Below are 18,277 nucleotides of genomic sequence, written 5' to 3' on the forward strand. Positions count from 1 at the left end.
TTGTCGCGTCCTGGCGGTCCCACCCATTTCTACTTCCAATTGATCCGCGCGAAGAAGCCGGCGATCTCGGCAGCCGCGCGGTCGGGATCCTCGCGATGCGGGAAATGCCCGACATCGGGAAACATCGCGAGGTCGAGGTTGGAGAAGGTCTCGCCCAGCCGGTCGGTCCATGAGTAAGGAAACAGCGGGTCGTGCTCGGCCCAGCGGATGCAGGTCGGCACCGTGATCGGCGGCAGCGCGGGGGCCTCGCCCTGCATCATCTTCACGCGCCCCGCATGCGACGCGCGATAATGCGCAAAGCCGCCGGCGAGGTTGCCCGGCTTGAAGAAATTGTCGGCGAAATCCTCGATCACGTCGTCGAACGCCGCCTTGCGGTGCGACCATTCGCGCAGGAAGTGGCCGATATAGGTGCGGCAGCTCTCCCTGGTGGCGCCGACCAGCGCGGGCGCCATCTCCATCTGGTGGAACGACTGGTACCAGATGTGGTTCAGCCGGTCGGGCGCGGCCATCCGCGCCCCGATGCCGGGATAGACGAAATCGAACAACATCAGCCCGGCGATCCGCTCCGGCGCCTTGCGGGCCAGCGGCTGCATCACGGCGCCGCCGACGTCGTGGCCGACCACGCCGGCCTTGTCGATGCCGAGGGCGTCGAGCAGCGCCAGCATGTCGTCGGTATGCTGATCGGGGCCGTAAGGGCCGTGCGGTTTGTCGCTGTCGCCGAAGCCGCGCAGGTCGGGCGCGATCAGGGTGTAGCGGTCGGCGAGCCGCGCCATGACCGGCTTCCAGGTCAGCCAGAACTCCGGCCAGCCATGCAACAGCAACAGCGGCCTGCCGCGGCCGGTCCGCGCGACGTGGAACGCCGCGCCGTTGGCTCGAATCGTCACATGATCCATGGTCCGCTCCTGCTGCCTTTGGCTCGCTTGCGCGCCGAGAAAGCCAGAGGTGTCCAGCTAGTGCTTTGTTTCCGCGCGCTTTCTTGCGCCGCCCCGGTGCTTTGACGGAACGAGGCGGCAGTGACGGAAATATTATTGCAGCGCCTTGTCTGTCCCGCCATCCTCGCCTAGAACACGCCCCGACCGCGGGTGGCGCAAATCACCCGGGCCACTGGAGAGGTGGCAGAGTGGTTGAATGCACCGCACTCGAAATGCGGCATAGGTGCAAGCCTATCGGGGGTTCGAATCCCTCCCTCTCCGCCATTGGGACCAAATGTCCGGCCCAGACAGATGGGTAACAGATCGTACCTAAGACATGGGTGACAACCTCGTGCCGAACGGGTTGTCGAGTGGTTGCAGGGTTTTCTGCTCCAGGTCAAAGTATCCCAAATCATAGTGCATGAAGCTGGCGAGCCAAATGCCGTCGTCGACCTCCTTGATGCCGAGTTTCTGGCCGGCCAGGACGGTGGAGATGTTGATTCTCTTGCGGAGTAGGCAGAGGCGTCCGCAGGCGGTGACGAGGACGTCGCGGTCGTGGAACGGATAGGTCAGCTCAGGCAGGCCTGCATAACGACGTGGTGAAGCGCCGTAGAGCTCGGCCGGGCACTTCATGTCGAGCGCCTCATGAGGTCGTTCGGTATTGAACTCGCGGATGAAGGCGTCGAAGCGGTCCTGCTGCTGTAAACTGTTGGAGCCGGGCGGACGGGTGGCTTCCTTCTTGAGCGTCAGGTGCATGCGTTCATGGCGGCCATTTTGCTGCGGATGGCCAGGTTTGATGCGCTCGATCGCGATGCCGAGCCGGAGCCACCACACCGACAGCTTTGAGAGATTGAACAAGGCATTGGGACTGGCAAAGGGCACGCCATTGTCGGATCGGATGGCAAGCGGCAGGCCGCGTTCACGGAACAGGCGCTCGAAGGCATCAATTGCAGGCTCCTCGCGCGTTGAATCGAGTGCTTCGCATAAGAGCAGAAAGCGCGAGGCATGATCGGTGACGGTCAAGGGATAGCAGTACCGGCCGTTGCCGAGCTTGAACTCGCCCTTGAAGTCGGTGCACCACAGATCATTGGGCACGGCGCCTGGCGACAGCGGCGTGCCGCGCGCGCGGTGGCGCGGCCCGCCTCCGCGCCTGACCAGACCGTGGCGGTCGAGTACCGCATGGATGGTGCTTTTGGCCGGAACGCGGATATCGCCATCGAGCCGCCGTACCAAAAGTTCGCGGATCTTGCGGGCTCCCCAGTGCGGCTTCTCGGCCTTCAGCCGGACAATCAGGGCTTCAAGCGGCTGCGGGAGCTGGTTGGCATAACGCACCGGCCGGCGCGACCGGTCGCTCAGCGCTTCGAGCCCGTGCTCCTTGTATCGATCGAAAATCTTGTACCCGGTCTTCCGCGAGATGCCGAACTCCCGGCAAACCTCGGTCATCGCCTCTCCATCCAGCAGGCGGGCGACAAAGCGAAGGCGCTCTTCCATTACCGAACTCGCTTTCCACGGCATCCACACCTCCCGCAGAACAAAAGCGGAAAGTGTAACCCATGTGTCCGGTACGTTCTGTCACCTATCTCTCGGGCCGCTCACAAAGCCGGGAACAACGCTTCCCGCCGATTTCCTCCTTTTGCAGCCACAAGCGTCTTCAACTGGGGGCCTTTGCTCCCTTTGATGTAGATCGCGTTATCGGCGACTTCGACGTGCCGGGCTACGTCACTTGTCTGCGCCTTCTCGACGCGAAGACCGACGGTGCGGACTGGGAGGAGGTCGCCCGGATCGTCTTGCATCGCGATCCGGCTGGCGATGAAGCGCGACGAGAAGGCCATTTGCGCGCGCCCAATGGCTTTCGCCTGGGGGATACCGGCGCATCTTAGAACGGCGGTCGCGGAGAAAGCGTTGAAGGCCACCGCGCCGGGAATGATACTGGCTATGACGCAGCTTGCAGAGTGGGAATTAGGGAAAGACTAGATGCGGAATGACGAGATCTGGGGGCGCGAGACTGCTGAATCCTATGACGCGCTCGATGGCGAAATGTTCTCGCCCGACGTATTGGGGCCGACCGTAGATCGGCTTGCAGAACTGGCCGGAGAAGGCCGGGCGCTCGAATTCGCAATCGGAACCGGGCGCGTCGCTGTACCGCTAAGAAAACGAGGCATCCCAGTCGCGGGAATCGACATTTCTCCCGCGATGGTGGCGCAACTACGCAAGAAGGCGGACGAAGCAACGATTCCGGTCTGTCTCGGCGATATGGCTACAACCGTCTTTCCAGGGCGCTTTTCCCTCGTTTATCTCGTTTACAACACGATATCGAACTTGCTCACGCAAGCGGAGCAAGTGACATGCTTCCGCAACGCCGCACGACACCTCGCGCCCGGCGGCCGTTTCTTGGTCGAGCTTTGGGTGCCCGAACTTCCCAAGGCAACGCTGGGACCGCAGGCCGTAATTTACCGCTCCGAACCGGGCTATATCAGCCTCGACACCATCGACGTTGTGAGCCAGCGGGTGGTGTCGCACCATTTCAAATTTGGTGAGGACCGGCAGAGTACACTTTTCCGCTCGCCTCATCGCTATATCTGGCCGGCGGAGTTGGACCTTATGGCGCAGTTGGCCGGGTTCGGGCTTGAAAGCAGGTCTGCGGATTGGGTCGGCTCGCCTTTCACCGCCGAGTCACGTTCGCACGTCTCCGTCTATCGCTTAATGGAAGAATAGCGACATTGTCGCTTGTCCTCGTGTCAATCGACCTCCCAATCCTCCTTGGTGCCGCGAAAGGCAAACAAGACCTCCGCAATGGTCCGGCAGCTCTCGTCTCGCAAGCGGGCGTTGTGGGGGCGCGCGCCTTCCTCGAAAGTCAGCCTAGAGGGCTTCGTGGTGCAGTGGTCAGTTTTCGGATTCAGTTGGAGTGCAAGACTGTTTCATGCAAAACCAGATATCCATGGCGCGTGACATCCCCCAATGACCCCTGACATTCCAACGATCTCGACCGCACGCCTGACGCTGCGTCCGCAGGTCGCCGCCGACTTCCCCGCCTACCTCGCCTTCCTGGCGTCGCCACGCTCCGCCGGCATGGGCGGCCCGTTCGACGTGCGCGCGGCGTGGGGAATGTTTTGTCATGATCTGGCGTGCTGGCGTCTGTTCGGGCATGGCGCGCTGATGATCGAGCTCACCGCGTCGAAGCAGTGCATCGGCCAGGTCGGCATCAACCACGGGCCGCTGTTTCCGGAGAAGGAACTCGGCTGGCTGCTCTATGACGGGCACGAGGGGCACGGTTATGCCACGGAGGCCGCGGTCGCGCTGCGCGACTGGGCGTTCGCGACATTGAAGCTTTCGACGCTGGTCAGCTATATGGCGCCGGACAACGCGATGTCGGCCGCTGTGGCGAAGCGATTGGGCGGTGTGCTCGATCCGTCGGCGCCGCGCGAGGACCCCGACGATCTCGTCTATCGCTATCGGGCGGGCTGAGCGATCAGTTCGGCCATCCCGGCACGTTGTGCAGCTCGTCGGGCTTGCGCGTCACGAAAGCCGCGACGGTGCGCATCAATAATGACCCGCTAGCTTCTCGTGCGCGACCCGATATCCTAAGCGATATGGAAATCATTCGCGCGGACGCGCTCCCGGGATCGGCTGAGGAAGTCGATTTTTCCTTCGAGATTGATAGCATCATCGTAGAGCCGTTCGATGCGGTGCCGTTGCGTGTCGAACCACTCTCGCAAAGGCGCAAAGCCTATGGGCTGGACGATGCGCTGTTTGAACGATGCGACGGTACCGACAAGGTGCTGTTCCTGGCAAACGAGGCGGGAAATCTCGCTGGATACATTACCGCGAGCCGAGGATGGAACGGCTGCGCCGTGGTCGATGATTTTGCAGTGGCCCGATCATTTCGCCGACGAGGATTGGCGACCGCGTTGATGGATCGGATTGCCGATTGGGCGCGTGACAAAGGGCTGGGAGCGATCCGGTTGGAGACCCAATCCAACAATGTCGCAGCTTGCAGCTTCTATCAGCGCTATGGCTTTGTCCTCGGCGGCTACGATCGATTTCTCTATCGCGAGCTGGGCTCGGACACGGCCGAGGAGGTGGCACTCTTCTGGTATCTTGATACTCGCCCCCGCTAGCTGGGTGACAACCTCCCTGCCGAATGGGTTATCGAGGGAGTGAAGGGCGTTCCGCTCCAGGTCGAAGGCCATTCGGCTTACGCCGGATCGGCAAGCGTGGCGGATCGTGCGCTGATCGGCGCCAAGGGAAAACCCCGACGATCTCGTCTATCGCTATCGGGGGCGCTGAGCGATCAGTTCGGCCGTCCCGGCACGTTGTGCAGCTTGTCGGGATTGCGGGTCACATAAACCGCGACGATCCGTTCGTGCTCGAACTGCAACGCGGTCGTTTGAACGAGGTCGTCCTCCATCGTGACGAAGCCGGGCAATCCGTTGATGGTCGCGTAGCGGATCAAGCGCGACGGATGCACGGCGAACAGGCGGGCGAGCCCCGCGAAGCGCTCCATCGCCGCGTCGAGCCCGACCAGAGGTTGGGTCGGTGCCGGCACCCGGCCGCCGCCATCGGCATAGACCACGACATCCTCGGCGAGCATCGCGCGCAGCGCGGCGAGGTCGCCGGTCCGCGTCGCCGTGAAGAAGGCATTGGCGAGCCGCAGGCCTTCTTCCCGAAAGCTCGGAGCACGTCTGTGGCAGGATCAGTACGGCATCCTGTAGGTGAGCGTCGTTCAATGGCCGTCTTGAAGCGCGGAGTCAGTCGCGCGCAGGCAGTCGTGGGCGATCGGCTCTATCTGGACATTCGTCACTAGCTTGCGCGGCTCGGCGTATCCATCGTTTTCCGCGAAAGGCTGCCCCAGGATCCCCTGATCGGGAGCCAGAGGGCACCATCAAAATCGCGCGGAAGTGAAGCCCGCCGTTATACGAGCTGGCCACCCATGTGTTGCATCAATACAACGATTAGACGAATTACCATGTTCCTGCAATCAATGCATGTTGCTCGTGCAGGTAGACAGGTGTTTCATAGCAACCGTATTTCAACCCGGCAATAACAACAAAAAGAATACTTCACGCATTTCAGCGGGGGCAATCAATGTCCGCGACACGAGTCGTTTTTGCTTTTTTTAGTGCTCTGGCCCTATCTTCATGCGGAACGTACGCACCACCAATTCAAGAGTATGGTGGGGACAGTCAATTGCTAGTGCAAGCAATTGTCACCAGCGTGCACTGCGAACTTACCAAGGCGATCCAACAGCTCTATTTCAAGGCTCGCACATACAAGGATGCGAGGCCCTTAGCCGCCACCATGAGCACTTGGGGCGCTCAGATGGCTCTATCCTTGAAAACAGAGGAGAAGAGTGGTCTCAATCCGACTGTGCTGTGGACACCAATAAGCCCACCATCATCGATATTCACGCTCGGCGCGTCAGCGACGCTCTCGGCGGACGCGATAAAGACGGCTGCTCTGAATTACTACTATACGATACCTGACCTTCTCAAACGAGGGCCGTGCCAGACAGGTGTGCAGCCTAAGGGGACCGCTCCGTCACTCCTTATTCAAAACGATCTTGGCTTCGGCGACTGGCTGTTTGATCAGCTACCGCTCTCCGCAACGGAAGAAGTCGCGTATCCACTTCTGCAAGCGGCCCGTTGAAGCAAAACGTCCTTCAGTTCCATATAATATTCGAAGTAGTGACCTCTGGTAACATCACCCCGGCATGGAAGCTCATCCGCGTAGGGGTGAATCAAAGCGGTACATTTGCGAGTGCCAGCAGGGATCGCACGCATGATCTGCTCATTACACTGGGACCGGGCGATAGCTCGGGATTGAAGGGAGCCGCGAAAGATTCGCATTTGGCTCAAGAGATTGGGTTGGCCGTTCGAAACAATAGTTTCAATCCTGGCCTTTAAAGGGGGCGCCTATGGCTAAAAGGCAAGCAAAGAAGGCCGCAACAAAGAAACGCACAGCGAAGAAAGCAGCTGCCACGAGAGCAGCTTTCGAACCCGTTGCCGCAATGCTCAATGCATCGTCCCGTGGAAGCCATCCTGACCGGCGACTGCCATGCTGGAACGATGATACCCACGAAATCCTATGCAAATGGAACGACGCGGCCAATGAGTACCGCTGTGACAAGGTGCCAACTGGAGGCGACTTTGAAGACGCCTAATCGATGTTTGCCGTGCGAGGCATTTGTCGCGTGAACGCAACTCGCTTTGACCTGACAGCCATCGGTGATGGAGATCGATCGCTGTGCGCCGTGTGGAGGCTCATTGCGTTTCGTGCGTTAACGCGGCCTCGCGAGATGTAGGATCAGTTCCGCCATCCCGTCACATCAGGCACGTTGTGCAGCTTGTCGGGATTGCGGGTCACATAAACCGCGACGATCCGTTCGTGCTCGAACTGCAACGCGGTCGTTTGAACGAGGTCGTCCTCCATCGTGATGAAGCCGGGCAATCCGTTGATGGTTGCGTAGCGGATCAAGCGTGAGGGATGCACGGCGAACAGGCGGGCGAGCCCCGCGAAACGCTCCATCGCTGCATCACACCCGACCAGCGGGCGAACCGGCGCCGGCACCCGGCCGCCGCCATCGGCGTAGACCACGACATCCTCGGCGAGCATCGCGCGCAACGCGGCGAGGTCGCCGGTCCGCGTCGCCGTGAAGAAGGCATTGGCGAGCCGCAGGCCGTCTTCATTGCCGACCACGAATCGCGGCCTGGCATCGTGGATATGCGCGCGGGCGCGGCTGGCGAGCTTGCGGCAGGTCGTGGCCTCGCGGCCGATCGTCTCGGAGACCGCATCGAACTCCATCCCGAACACGTCATGCAGCAGGAAGGCCGCCCGTTCCAACGGCGACAGCCGCTCCAGCGCGATCATCAGCGGCAGGATCAGGTCGTCGGCGGTCTCCTCTTGCTCGGGATCGAAGAACGGCTCGGGCAGCCATGGTCCGACATAGGCCGCGCGCCGGCGCCGCGCGGATTTCAGCTCGTTCAGCGATAGCCGGGTGACGATGGTGTAGAGCAGCGCCCTGGGATCGCGCATCCGCTCGCGATCGGCGGCGAGCCAGCGCAGCCAGGCATCGTGCACGACATCCTCCGCGTCGGCCACCGAGCCCAGCATCCGGTAGGCCAGCCGGATCAGGCGCGGCCGCAGGTCGGCGAAGATCTCAGCCGCCGCGGTTTCAGCCGCATCCTTCATGACGCCGCCCGAATGGCCGCGGCCGCCTCACGGCCACGTGCGAATTGAATCGCCGTCATCGCCACGCGCCGCCCGAGGTGGCGGGCGGTCGCGAGGTCCGATTCAGGCGGTGCGGTGTCCGCACCCTCGTCGGTGTTCGACTGCGCTCCGGCGCCGAGCCAAAATCCCAGCCGGTTCGGGTCGGCGTCCGATCCCGATGCGGAGTTGTTGCCCGGCGGCAGATCGAGATTGACCCAGTGCATGCCGTGCTGCGCGGCGAACAGGGCAAGCTGGATCAATGTCGACAGCTTGTCGCCGGCGTGGGCGCCAGAATTGGTGAAGCCGGCCGCGAGCTTGTCTTTCCACCGGTAGCCTTTCGACATCACCGCGCTCGACGTTGCCTCCTGAAAGGCTTTGAACGCCGCGGAGGCGGCGCCCATGTAGGTGGGCGTGCCGAAGATCAATGCGTCCGCATCCAGCAGGTGATCCCAACTCTGTTCCGCGTCCTCGACAGGCACCAGCACCGCCTCCGCGCCATCGATATCTTGAATGCCGGACCTGACGGCCTCCGCCTGGCGCCGGGTGTGGCCGTAAGCGCTATGATAGACGATCGCGACAAGGGTGCGACCGCCACCGGTTCCGATATTGTGCATGCTGTCCTCTGCTGCTGCCATTACAGAAGCTAGGACAAGGCAGGGCGTCGAAACGTGACATGACGTCCGAATTTTTGTCCGGAGGGGCTCCATTTGACGGTCACTCGGGCCGGAGTGGTGGCCGCTGGCTGCTTTGCATGGGGTTGTTTTGGCTATTTCGGTGGGAGCCGGCCATCGAGCTCGAACCTGCGGGTGACCCCGATCGCCTCCAGGAAGGCCTCGTCGTGGCTCACGACCAGCAGGGCGCCGTCATAGGCGCGCAGCCCGGCCTCGACCGCTTCCATGGAATCAATGTCGAGATGGTTGGTCGGCTCGTCGAGGATCAGCAGCGGCGGCGGCGTTGGCCCGCCGAGGACGCAGGCGAGGCCGGCGCGGAGCAACTGGCCGCCGCTCAGGCTCGCGACGGTCTGCAAGGCCGCATCGGCGCGGAACATGAAGCGCGCCAGCGCGGCGCGACAGGCGTTCTCGTCGGCATCCGGATTGATGCGCCGGAAGTTGGCGAGGATCGATGCTTGCGCATCGAGCAGGCTGACCGCCTGATCGAACATCGCAAAGCGGGTCATCACCTCGACGGTGCCGCGCGTTGCGGTGAGGGCGCCGCTGACGAGCTTGAGCAACGTCGTCTTGCCGGCGCCGTTGGGGCCTGTGATGGCGACGCGCTCCGGGCCTGCCATGGAGAAGGTGAGGCCGCGCAGGATCGGTGCCTCCGCGCTGTAACCCGCATCGGCGGCCTCGATGCGCAGCACCACCTTGCCCGCAGGCAGACGCGTCGACGGCAGTTGCACCGTGAACGGTTGCAGCACCTCGATGCGCTGGCGCGTATTGGCGGCAAGTTCTGTTGCTTGCGTTCGCCTGCGCTCGGCGAGCCGGGCGGTCTCGCCGCCGCTGTCCTCGCTGCGGTCCTTGCGCAGCCCGGCGGCAATGCGTGGCATGTCGCCCTTGGCGCGCTTCCTCGCGCCGGCGCCGTCCTTGCGCGCCTTCTTCTCGGTCGCTTCCCGCGTCTTGCGGTCGATCTCGGCGACGCGCTTCTCGGCATCGTCAAGATCGTGTCGCGCCGCCGAGAGCTCGATCGCCTTGCGCGCGCGGTATTGGCTCCAATTGCCGCCATAGCGCCGTGCCTCCAGCGAGGTCAGTTCGACGATCGCATCCATGGTCTCCAGCAGCTCGCGATCGTGGCTGACGACGATGGCGCCATGCCGCCAACCGGCGAGCAGATCGATCACGGCCTGGCGTCCGGCACGGTCGAGATTGTTGGTGGGCTCGTCGAGTAGCAGGAAGTCAGGCCGTGCGAAGGTGAGCGCCGCAAGGCGCGCCCGGGTCGCCTGTCCGCCTGATAGCATCGCCAGCGGGGTGTCGAGAACATCGTCCAATCCGACACGCGCGAGCGCGGCCGCGATGCGACTGTCGAGCGTCCAGTCGATATCCGCAAGCTCCTCGGCCGTCGCCAGGCCCTGCTCGGCACGGCGCAACGCGGCCAATGCGCGGCGTGCGCCGAACAGGTCGATGACGGATTGGTCCGGCTTCACCTGCACCGTCTGATGCAGCATCCCGACGCGTCCCTGCACCGAGACCGTGCCGGATTGCGGCGCCTGCCGGCCTGCGATCAGGCCGAGCAGCGTCGTCTTGCCGATGCCGTTACGGCCGACAAGGCCGGTGCGTTCGGGGCCGAAACTGAGATCGATGTTGGAAAGGAGAACCCGGCCGTCAGGCGCGGACAGGGTCAGATGGGAGAGCGTGATCGATGCTGGCATGGATATCCCCGTGGGCAAGGCTGATGGGCATTGCGGTCAGGGTGAAATCCATGGTCGTCGGCATCCTCTCGGATTGATGATTGACGAGATGTAGTCGCGTATTGCGCCGGCATCAAGGCGCGAAGCCGAACGTCAGGCGGCTTCGGCGAAGGTCCAGCGGTCGGGATCGGGGGTGTGGCCGATCAGGGCGAGACCATAGGCGATCGATTCGAACTGGTCCGCCGAGGTCAATCGCGCCTCGCCGAAGCGTTCCGCGAACAGGCGCTGCACCGCCGGCACGAACGAGGTGCCGCCGGTCAAGAACACCTTCTCGACGTCGCGCGCGGCGATGCCGGATTTCGCCAGCGCCTCGTCCACCGTCGCGCCCAGCCGTTCGATGTCGTCGGCGATCCAGGACTCGAAATCCTCGCGCGTCACGGTGGCGCCGATATCGATGCCTTGGCGGGCAAAGCGGAACTCGACGCGGTCGCGGCTCGACAGCGCGACCTTGGTATCGGACACGGCACGGTAGAGTGCGAAGCCGAGATCGTAGTCGACGATGGTGATGAAATCGTTGAGCGGCGCCGGATCGAGCGCGGTGCGCGCCAGCTGCTGCAATTCGCGCAGATCGCCATTGCCCCGCATCATCGCGAGCTGGTGCCAGCGCGCGAGGCTGGAATAATAGTGGTTGGGTATCGGCAGCACCTTGTCGAACGAGCGGTAGTTGGTGCCCTTGCCGAGCCGCGGCGAGACGATGTGGTCGACGATGCGATAGTCGAAGGTGTCGCCGGCGATGCCGATGCCGGCATGGCCCAGCGGCTCGGCGCGCAGCACGCCGCCCTGGCGCGAGAACCGCATCACGGAGAAGTCGCTGGTGCCGCCACCGAAATCGGCCACCAGCACCGTGGCGTCATGGTCGAGGCTGCGCGCAAAGGAGAACGCCGCGCCGACCGGCTCGTAGACGTAGCGCGCGTGTCCGGCGCCGAGCCGCTCGAATGCGGCGCGGTAGCGCTGCATCGCGAGCTCGTCATTGGGATTGCCGCCGGCAAACTTCACCGGACGGCCGACCATGATGGTCGGTGCGCCGAGATCGAAGCCCTCGCCGGCATGGCGCGTCAGCGTGCGCAGGAACGCGGCGAGCAGATCCTCGAACTTGTAGCGCTGCCGGAAGATCTGCGTGGTGTTGAAGGCTGAGCTTGCCGCGAACGTCTTGAACGACTGGATGAAGCGATGGATCGTGCGTCCCTCGAGGAACTGCTCGATCGCCCACGGCCCGCCCTCGGCGCGCGGATGCAGGCCGGCGCCGGGCCGGTCCTCCCAGAAGCACAGCGCGGAGACATAGACGCTATGCGTGCGTCCACCATGATCGAAGCGGATGGCCTCGACACGGCCATCGGCATCGGACAGCGCGACCACGGTGTTGCTGGTGCCAAAATCGACGCCAATCGAGACGGCGGGCGGAGCGCTCGACATGTCATGCTCGGGATTGTCTGTGAAAGGGGGCGGACCTTTAGCGGCTTTGGCCGCGTTTGCCAACCCGCCCCGAGGCCGCAAAATTCACGATCAAGGGACCGGCGGCAACAGCGCGGTGGTCCGCAGCGGAACCGCCGCATGACGCGACGATGACGCCGTGTTGCGGCCTAATCCTGCAATGCGTAGGCGATGACGTAGTCGCCGCGCTTGGTGCCGAACGAACCGTGGCCGCCGGCCGCGGTGACGACATATTGCTTGCCGCCGGCCTCGTAGCTCATCGGTGTCGATTGCGCGCCGGCCGGCAGTCGATCTTCCCACAGCACCTTGCCGTCGCGCACGTCGTAGGCCCGGATCGTGTATTCATAGGTCCCGGTGTAGAACGCGACGCCGCCGGCGGTGGTGATCGGCCCGCCCAGCATCGGCACGCCCATCTTGAACGGAAGCGGCAGCGGCGTGGTGTCCCGGATGGTGCCGTTCGGATGCTGCCAGACGATCTTCATCGTCCGGAGGTCGATCGCCGCCATCGAGCCCCATGGCGGCCGGTAGCACGGCACGGACAGCGGCGACAGGAAGCTCCAGATGTCCACCCCGAACGGCGTGCCGTACATCGGCTGCACGCCGACCTCGCTGCCGACCGGCTTGTCCGCCGTCGGCGCCGGCGGATTGTTTGGCCCGCGCGGAATCAGCCGCGACGCAAACGGCAGCGACATCGGATTGGCGATCGCGATCTGCCTGACAGGATCGATCGCAATGCCGCCCCATTCGAACATGCCGAGATTGCCGGGGAAGACCAGCGTGCCCTGCAACGAGGGCGGCGTGAACGTGCCCTCATAGCGCAGGCGATGGAACATGATCCGGCACAGCAACTGGTCGAAGATCGTACCGCCCCACATGTCGGCGCCGGTCAGCTTCGCCTCCGGGCGGAAGGTCAGTTCGGAGAACGGCTGCGTCGGCGCGCTGCGGTCGCCGGGCGCAGCTCCCTGAGGCACCGGCCGCTCCGGCGCGGGCACGATCAATTCGCCGGTCCTGCGGTCGAGCACGAAGATGTTGCCGACCTTGGTCGGCTGGATGATCGCAGGGATGACGCCCTTCGCCGTGGTGACGTCGACCAGGCTCGGCTGCGAGGGAACATCCATGTCCCAGAGATCGTGATGCACGGTCTGGTACGACCAGGCGCGCTTGCCGGTGTTGACGTCGAGCGCGACGATCGAGCTCGAATAGCGCTCGACCAGCGCATCGCGATTGCCGCCCCAGATGTCGGGTCCGTTGTTGCCGGTCGGGAAGTAGACCAGATTCAATTTCGGATCGAAGGAGGCCGTGATCCAGGAATTCGGCGAGCCGGTGATGTAATGCCGGTCCGCGGATGGCAGCGCGTTCTCGTCCGCTGCGCCGGAATCCCAGGCCCAGACCAGCTTGCCGGTGTAGACATCGAAGCCGCGGATCACGCCCGACGGCACCTCGACCGCGTAATTGTCGATGACGGCGGCGGCAACCACCAAAATCTTGTCGCTGACCACTGGCGGCGACGTCGGCTCGAAGAAGCCCGCCGTCTTGATCGCCATTCCCTGTTGCAGGTCGAGGACGCCGTGGTCGGCAAAGCCATCGCATAGCTTGCCGGTGTCGGCATCGAGCGCGATCATGCGGCCGTCATTGACCGGCAGGAAGATCCGCCGCGGGCATTCGGCCGGTGCCGGATTGCCGCTGGCGTCGACGGCGCCCTGTGCGGTCTCGTGATAGGAGACCCCGCGGCAGGTCATGTGCTGGAACGTCTTGTTGAACACAAGCTTGGGGTCGTAGCGCCAGCGTTCCGTGCCGGTCCTAGCGTCGAGCGCGAACAGCACCTGGTGCTGCGAGCACAGATAGAGCGTGTCGCGTACCTTGATCGGAGTGACCTCGAAGGTCGTCTCGCCGGAATCGTTAGGTGTCTCCATGTCGCCGGTGCGGAAGGTCCAGGCGATCTTGAGCTTGCCGACATTGTCGGGTGTGATCTGCTTCAGCGGCGAATAGCGCTGTCCGAACTGCGTGCGGCCATAGGCGCGCCAGTCGCCGTCCGGCTGCGGATCGGTTTCGCTTTGCGGCACCGGGGTGCCGGCTTCCGCGATGGTGCCGTTGATGTCGTGATAGCTCGACAGCAGCCCGACGACGAGGACGGCAGAAGCTGCCACCACGCCAGCCCAGAGCGGCGCGGTCGCGCTGGCGTAGGATACGGATTGGTTTCGCGAAAGGCCGCGGACGATCATCGGCGTCAGCAGCCAGAGTGCCATCGGAAAGACGATGTCGCCGCGCGCCGCCAGCGGCCACCAGTCGAATTTCACCTCGTGGACCGCCCATGCCAAGGTACCGACCAGCACGATCGCGAACAGCCACAGCGCCTGACGGCGCTGCGCCAGCAACAGCGCCTTGGTGGCGAGAAAGCCGATGCCGAGGATGAGGTAGAAGATCGACCCGCCCAACGCGGCAAGCCAGATCCCGCCGGCCGCGAGCACCAGGCCGATCAAGCCGTAGACGATCGCTGTGATGAAAACGGCCCTGGATCGTTGCATGGCTGCTCCGGTGGGAAGAGGCACTGGGCTTGTCTCGCGCAAGCGCCACAGACCGCGTCCGCTTTCGGCAAGCTTGGTCCAATCACCGGCAACTCGCAACCCGGAACCTGCGATGCAGATGCAACATCTGCGTGTACGGCTGCCATGCCAGAACATGCTGGAACAAAATGCCTGCAAAATGCGCGTGCTCAGCGAATTTTGAATCGGCGTGCCCTTCCCGTGTTCGCAGGTGCTGCTCTATAGCTTCGGGCGAACAGCAGGGTGTGCAGGAGAAGCCAATGACACTGAATCCCACGGCGCTGAACTATCGCGTCGCGGTCGGCGCCTATGAGGCGGGACGGCCGAGCTATCCGGCGGAGATCGTCGCCGCGCTGCCGCTCGCGACGGCGCATTGCATCGTCGATCTCGGTGCCGGAACCGGCAAGTTCACCCGCCTGTTGCTGCGGCATCTGTCCGAGACGGCCCGCCTGATCGCCGTCGAGCCCGTCGCCGAGATGTCGGCGAAGCTCGCGACCGAGGCCGGGATCGAGGTCATCAACAGCCGTGCCGATGCGATCGCGCTCGAGACCGGCAGCGTCGATCTCGTCACCTGTGCCCAGGCATTCCACTGGTTCGACAACGAGGCGTCGGTCGCCGAGATCGCGCGGTTGCTGCATCCCGGCGGCACACTGGCGCTGGTCTGGAACAACCGGGATGATCGTGCGCCGTGGGTCGATGCGCTCTCCGTCATGATTGAAGGTTATGCGGGAGACACGCCGCGGCAACGGACGGGGCGCTGGCGCTGGATCCTGAGCGATCCGCGCTTCGTGCTCGAGAAGGAGATCGTGCAGGGCCATCCGCACCGGATGGCGCGCCGGGATGTGTTCGAGCGGGTCGCCTCGACGAGCTATGTCGCCAATCTTCCCGACAGCGAAAAGGCGGTGCTTCGCCAGAAGACCGACGGCATCCTGCGTCAGGCCGGTCTCGGCGACGCGGACGAGGTGGTGTTTCCCTACGTCACGCACCTCTATCTGCTGAAGAGGACGTAACGTCTTTGAGGAACGTCGTTGAGACAGGCTATCGCGCGCAGTGCCTTTGCTCGACGGCCTGCTTCAGGCGCGGCAGCGCCATGCGCCAGTAGAACGCGACATGCCTGGCGCCGGAGTCGGCGCCGATTTCCCATCCGTTCCCGCGGCGGATCGGTGACGGCGGTACCTGCTGGGCGACTGTCAGCACCGTCTCGCCACCGTCAGCCGCGAGCGTCACCGTGACCGTCGCATAGCATTGCGGAACGTCCGGCAGGCCGGAGACCTGCGACCAATAGGAGTATTCGAGCAGCACTGGCGGTTCGACGCGGAGAACGCGGCCCTTGTCGTGATAACGCTTGGCGCCGATCTCCGCCTCGATCTCGATCGGCGCGCCGATCTGCCAATCCGTTTTGAAGTGAGCGTTGCGCCATGTCTCGCCCGCATCGGGAGCCATGATCGCATCCCACACCTGCTTTGGTTCCGCGGCGATGCGGATCGACGCGGTCACGGGCTGCAAGGGCATGGGATCGTTCGTCATCGCACGCTCACTTGCCGTCAACGATCTTCCATTTTCCATCGGCGCCACGCCGCAGCGCCAGGTCGCCGATGCGGATGTGCTGTGCGAGGAAATCGATGAAGGCGCGCACCCGCGCCGGCAGCGGGCCGGCGTGGCCGACATAGACCGCGTGGATGTCCTCGCGGTCGCCCGGATTGAGATTTTGCAGCACCGGCACCAGGCGGCCGGCCTCGATGTCGGGACCGATATGAAACAATGCCAGCCGCGCCACGCCGATGCCGCCAAGCGTGAGTTGGCGCGCGGTCTCGCCGTCGCTGGCGCGGGCGACCGGCGGCGGTAACGTCTCCTCGATCTTTTCGGCGCGGCGGAACGGCCAGCCGCGGATGCTGCGCGGAAAGGTCCAGCCGATGCCGCGATGCGCGGCGAGGTCGGCCGGCGTCTTCGGAATGCCGTGGCGGGCGAGATAGGACGGCGCGGCGACCACCGCCATCCGGCTGGTGCCGAGCTTGCGCGCGATCAGCCGTGAGGCGCCGAGCGGCCCGGCGCGGATCGCGACATCGGCGCGCGCCTGCATCAGGTCGACCAGCGTGTCGGTCAGCACGATGTCGACCGTGATGTCGGGGTGCTCGCGCATGAAGCGCGGCAGCAGCGGCATCACATGCAGCATGCCGAACGGAATGTTGCTGTTCACGGTGAGATGGCCGCGCGGCACGCAGGAGGCGGCCTCGCGCTCGGCCTCGTCGATGTCGGCGAGGATGCGTTGCGCACGCTGGTAGAACGCCTGACCCTCCTCGGTGAGCTGCAGCTTGCGCGTGGTGCGGTTGACCAGCCGTGTGCCGAGCCGCGTTTCCAGCCGGGACACCAGCTTGCTCACGCCGGATGGCGTCTGCCGCAGGCTGTTCGCGGCGGCCGTGAAGCCGCCGAGGTCGACGACACGGACGAACACGTCCATTTCGCCGGAGCGGTTGGTGTCTGTGCGAGCCATGTTGATTTCAAGTCACAAATGATTGGCTTGCGGCCATTCTAATCCTTCCTCGCCCGGACCGCTATCTCGCATTGCGGAATCCTCACGCTCCGGAGCGACGCATGCCTCTCGCAGTCCTAGCCCTGACCGCCGGTGCCTTTGGCATCGGCACCACCGAATTCCTCATCATGGGGCTACTGCTGCAGGTCGCCGCTGACATGCACGTCTCGGTCTCTGCGGCGGGCCTGTTGATCTCCGGCTATGCGCTCGGCGTGTTCGTCGGCGCGCCGATCCTCACCCTCGGGACGCGCAAGATGCCGCGCAAGGCGGTGCTGCTGGCGCTGATGGCGATCTTCACGCTCGGCAATGCGGCCTGCGCGCTGGCGCCGAACTACGAGCTCCTGATGGCCGCGCGCATCCTGACCTCGCTGGCGCACGGCACCTTCTTCGGCGTCGGCTCGGTGGTCGCGACGAGCCTCGTCCCGGAGGACAAGAAGGCGTCGGCGATCGCCACGATGTTCATCGGCCTCACGGTCGCGACCCTGCTCGGCGTTCCGTTCGGCGCCTGGTTCGGCCTGATGCTGGGCTGGCGCGCGGCGTTCTGGGCGGTGGCGGCGATCGGCGTGATCGCGTTCATCGTGCTGGCGGCGCTGGTCCCCGGCCATGTCGGCGCCAACGACAAGCCCGCGCAGTTGCGTGAGGAGCTTGCCGTGCTCGGCCGCCCGCAGGTGCTGCTCGGGCTCGCCATGACGGTGTTCGGCTTCGGCGGCCTGTTCGCGGTCTTCACCTATGTGCAGCCGATCCTGACCCGGCTCACCGGATTTTCCGATGCGGCGGTGTCTCCGATCCTCCTGGTGTTCGGTGCCGGCCTTGCGATCGGCAATGTCGCCGGCGGCCGGCTCGCCGACAAGGGCGTTGCGCGTGCGTTGCTGGTGTCGCTTGGCGGTCTCGCCGCCGTCCTCGTCGCGCTGGCGGCGGTGATCTCGATCAAGGCATTGGTGGTCGTGCTGCTGTTCGTGCTCGGCATCGCCGCGTTCGCAACCGTCGCGCCGTTGCAGCTTCGCGTGCTCGAAGCCGCCGGCGTGGAAGGCCGGACGCTGGCGTCCAGCCTGAACATCGCGGCCTTCAATCTCGGCAATGCGCTCGGGGCCTGGGCCGGCGGCGTCACCATCGATCGTGGTCTTGGCCTCGGTGTGCTGCCGCTGGTTGCCGCCGTCATCACCGCGATCGGGCTGCTGCTCGCACTGTGGAGCCTGCGGCTTGATCGGCCCGCCGTGCTGGCCACGCAGTGCCCGGCAGAATGATCAGCATC

At 64.3% G+C, this 18,277-nt stretch carries 16 protein-coding genes, 1 tRNA gene and 1 pseudogene; 8 read left to right on the plus strand and 10 right to left on the minus strand.

The window, feature by feature from the left end; all coding sequences use genetic code 11:
- Positions 1 to 29 precede the first annotated feature (29 nt).
- Complete coding sequence (locus tag CWS35_RS07345; RefSeq protein WP_100951526.1) at positions 30 to 893, minus strand: alpha/beta fold hydrolase; 864 nt, start codon at positions 891 to 893, stop codon at positions 30 to 32.
- A 213-nt stretch (positions 894 to 1,106) separates the two neighbouring features.
- Between CWS35_RS07345 and CWS35_RS07350 the strand changes: the two genes are divergently transcribed.
- Positions 1,107 to 1,196, plus strand: a tRNA-Ser gene (locus tag CWS35_RS07350).
- A gap of 45 nt (positions 1,197 to 1,241) precedes the next feature.
- Here CWS35_RS07350 and CWS35_RS07355 read toward each other — a convergent pair.
- Positions 1,242 to 2,426: an IS481 family transposase gene (locus CWS35_RS07355; protein WP_024583326.1), complete on the minus strand. Its 1,185-nt coding sequence runs from the start codon at positions 2,424 to 2,426 to the stop codon at positions 1,242 to 1,244.
- 140 nt (positions 2,427 to 2,566) lie between these two features.
- Between CWS35_RS07355 and CWS35_RS07360 the strand changes: the two are divergent.
- The 4 genes and pseudogenes from CWS35_RS07360 to CWS35_RS07375 all read left to right on the plus strand — a co-directional run bounded on the left by CWS35_RS07360 (position 2,567) and on the right by CWS35_RS07375 (position 5,029).
- Positions 2,567 to 2,817, plus strand: a pseudogene (locus tag CWS35_RS07360) (DUF2285 domain-containing protein).
- A 68-nt stretch (positions 2,818 to 2,885) separates the two neighbouring features.
- Positions 2,886 to 3,626 (plus strand): class I SAM-dependent methyltransferase, encoded by a 741-nt coding sequence (locus CWS35_RS07365; RefSeq protein ID WP_100951527.1) that lies wholly within the window; start codon positions 2,886 to 2,888, stop codon positions 3,624 to 3,626.
- Positions 3,627 to 3,869: 243 nt separating this feature from the next.
- Positions 3,870 to 4,376 (plus strand): GNAT family N-acetyltransferase, encoded by a 507-nt coding sequence (locus CWS35_RS07370; RefSeq protein WP_100951528.1) that lies wholly within the window; start codon positions 3,870 to 3,872, stop codon positions 4,374 to 4,376.
- 44 nt (positions 4,377 to 4,420) lie between these two features.
- Entirely contained in the window at positions 4,421 to 5,029 is a 609-nt protein-coding gene (locus tag CWS35_RS07375; RefSeq protein WP_210202772.1) for a GNAT family N-acetyltransferase, read from the plus strand.
- 173 nt (positions 5,030 to 5,202) lie between these two features.
- Here CWS35_RS07375 and CWS35_RS07380 read toward each other — a convergent pair whose 3' ends face one another.
- On the minus strand, positions 5,203 to 5,502 hold the full coding sequence (locus CWS35_RS07380; RefSeq protein WP_311538844.1) for a hypothetical protein: 300 nt from the start codon (positions 5,500 to 5,502) through the stop codon (positions 5,203 to 5,205).
- A gap of 494 nt (positions 5,503 to 5,996) precedes the next feature.
- On the opposite strand from CWS35_RS07380, the gene CWS35_RS07385 reads away from it, so the two are divergent.
- A complete protein-coding gene (locus tag CWS35_RS07385) occupies positions 5,997 to 6,557 on the plus strand; it encodes a hypothetical protein (protein ID WP_157817086.1) in 561 nt (186 codons plus the stop codon).
- Between the two features lie 657 nt (positions 6,558 to 7,214).
- Here CWS35_RS07385 and CWS35_RS07390 read toward each other — a convergent pair.
- The 5 genes from CWS35_RS07390 to CWS35_RS07410 all read right to left on the minus strand — a co-directional run bounded on the left by CWS35_RS07390 (position 7,215) and on the right by CWS35_RS07410 (position 14,477).
- Entirely contained in the window at positions 7,215 to 8,099 is an 885-nt protein-coding gene (locus CWS35_RS07390) for a sigma-70 family RNA polymerase sigma factor (RefSeq protein WP_100951531.1), read from the minus strand.
- Positions 8,096 to 8,752 (minus strand): flavodoxin family protein, encoded by a 657-nt coding sequence (locus CWS35_RS07395; protein WP_245438895.1) that lies wholly within the window; start codon positions 8,750 to 8,752, stop codon positions 8,096 to 8,098. The genes CWS35_RS07390 and CWS35_RS07395 overlap by 4 nt, the downstream gene beginning before the upstream one ends.
- Positions 8,753 to 8,883: 131 nt before the next feature.
- Complete coding sequence (locus tag CWS35_RS07400; RefSeq protein ID WP_024583298.1) at positions 8,884 to 10,482, minus strand: ABC-F family ATP-binding cassette domain-containing protein; 1,599 nt, start codon at positions 10,480 to 10,482, stop codon at positions 8,884 to 8,886.
- 132 nt (positions 10,483 to 10,614) lie between these two features.
- Positions 10,615 to 11,934 (minus strand): Hsp70 family protein, encoded by a 1,320-nt coding sequence (locus CWS35_RS07405; RefSeq protein ID WP_100951533.1) that lies wholly within the window; start codon positions 11,932 to 11,934, stop codon positions 10,615 to 10,617.
- Between the two features lie 167 nt (positions 11,935 to 12,101).
- Positions 12,102 to 14,477: a glucose/quinate/shikimate family membrane-bound PQQ-dependent dehydrogenase gene (locus CWS35_RS07410; protein WP_100951534.1), complete on the minus strand. Its 2,376-nt coding sequence runs from the start codon at positions 14,475 to 14,477 to the stop codon at positions 12,102 to 12,104.
- Between the two features lie 278 nt (positions 14,478 to 14,755).
- Between CWS35_RS07410 and CWS35_RS07415 the strand changes: the two genes are divergently transcribed.
- Positions 14,756 to 15,505 (plus strand): class I SAM-dependent methyltransferase, encoded by a 750-nt coding sequence (locus CWS35_RS07415; RefSeq protein WP_100951535.1) that lies wholly within the window; start codon positions 14,756 to 14,758, stop codon positions 15,503 to 15,505.
- A gap of 28 nt (positions 15,506 to 15,533) precedes the next feature.
- On the opposite strand, the gene CWS35_RS07420 is transcribed toward CWS35_RS07415, so the two are convergent.
- Together CWS35_RS07420 and CWS35_RS07425 are read right to left on the minus strand one after the other, a co-directional pair.
- Positions 15,534 to 16,022: an SRPBCC domain-containing protein gene (locus tag CWS35_RS07420; RefSeq protein ID WP_100951536.1), complete on the minus strand. Its 489-nt coding sequence runs from the start codon at positions 16,020 to 16,022 to the stop codon at positions 15,534 to 15,536.
- A gap of 7 nt (positions 16,023 to 16,029) precedes the next feature.
- Positions 16,030 to 16,986 (minus strand): LysR family transcriptional regulator, encoded by a 957-nt coding sequence (locus CWS35_RS07425; RefSeq protein WP_100951537.1) that lies wholly within the window; start codon positions 16,984 to 16,986, stop codon positions 16,030 to 16,032.
- Between the two features lie 101 nt (positions 16,987 to 17,087).
- Between CWS35_RS07425 and CWS35_RS07430 the strand changes: the two genes are divergently transcribed.
- Complete coding sequence (locus tag CWS35_RS07430; RefSeq protein WP_024583304.1) at positions 17,088 to 18,269, plus strand: MFS transporter; 1,182 nt, start codon at positions 17,088 to 17,090, stop codon at positions 18,267 to 18,269.
- The last annotated feature ends 8 nt before the right edge of the window (positions 18,270 to 18,277 follow it).

Source organism: Bradyrhizobium sp. SK17, from assembly GCF_002831585.1.
In the GTDB taxonomy this organism is placed as follows: domain Bacteria; phylum Pseudomonadota; class Alphaproteobacteria; order Rhizobiales; family Xanthobacteraceae; genus Bradyrhizobium.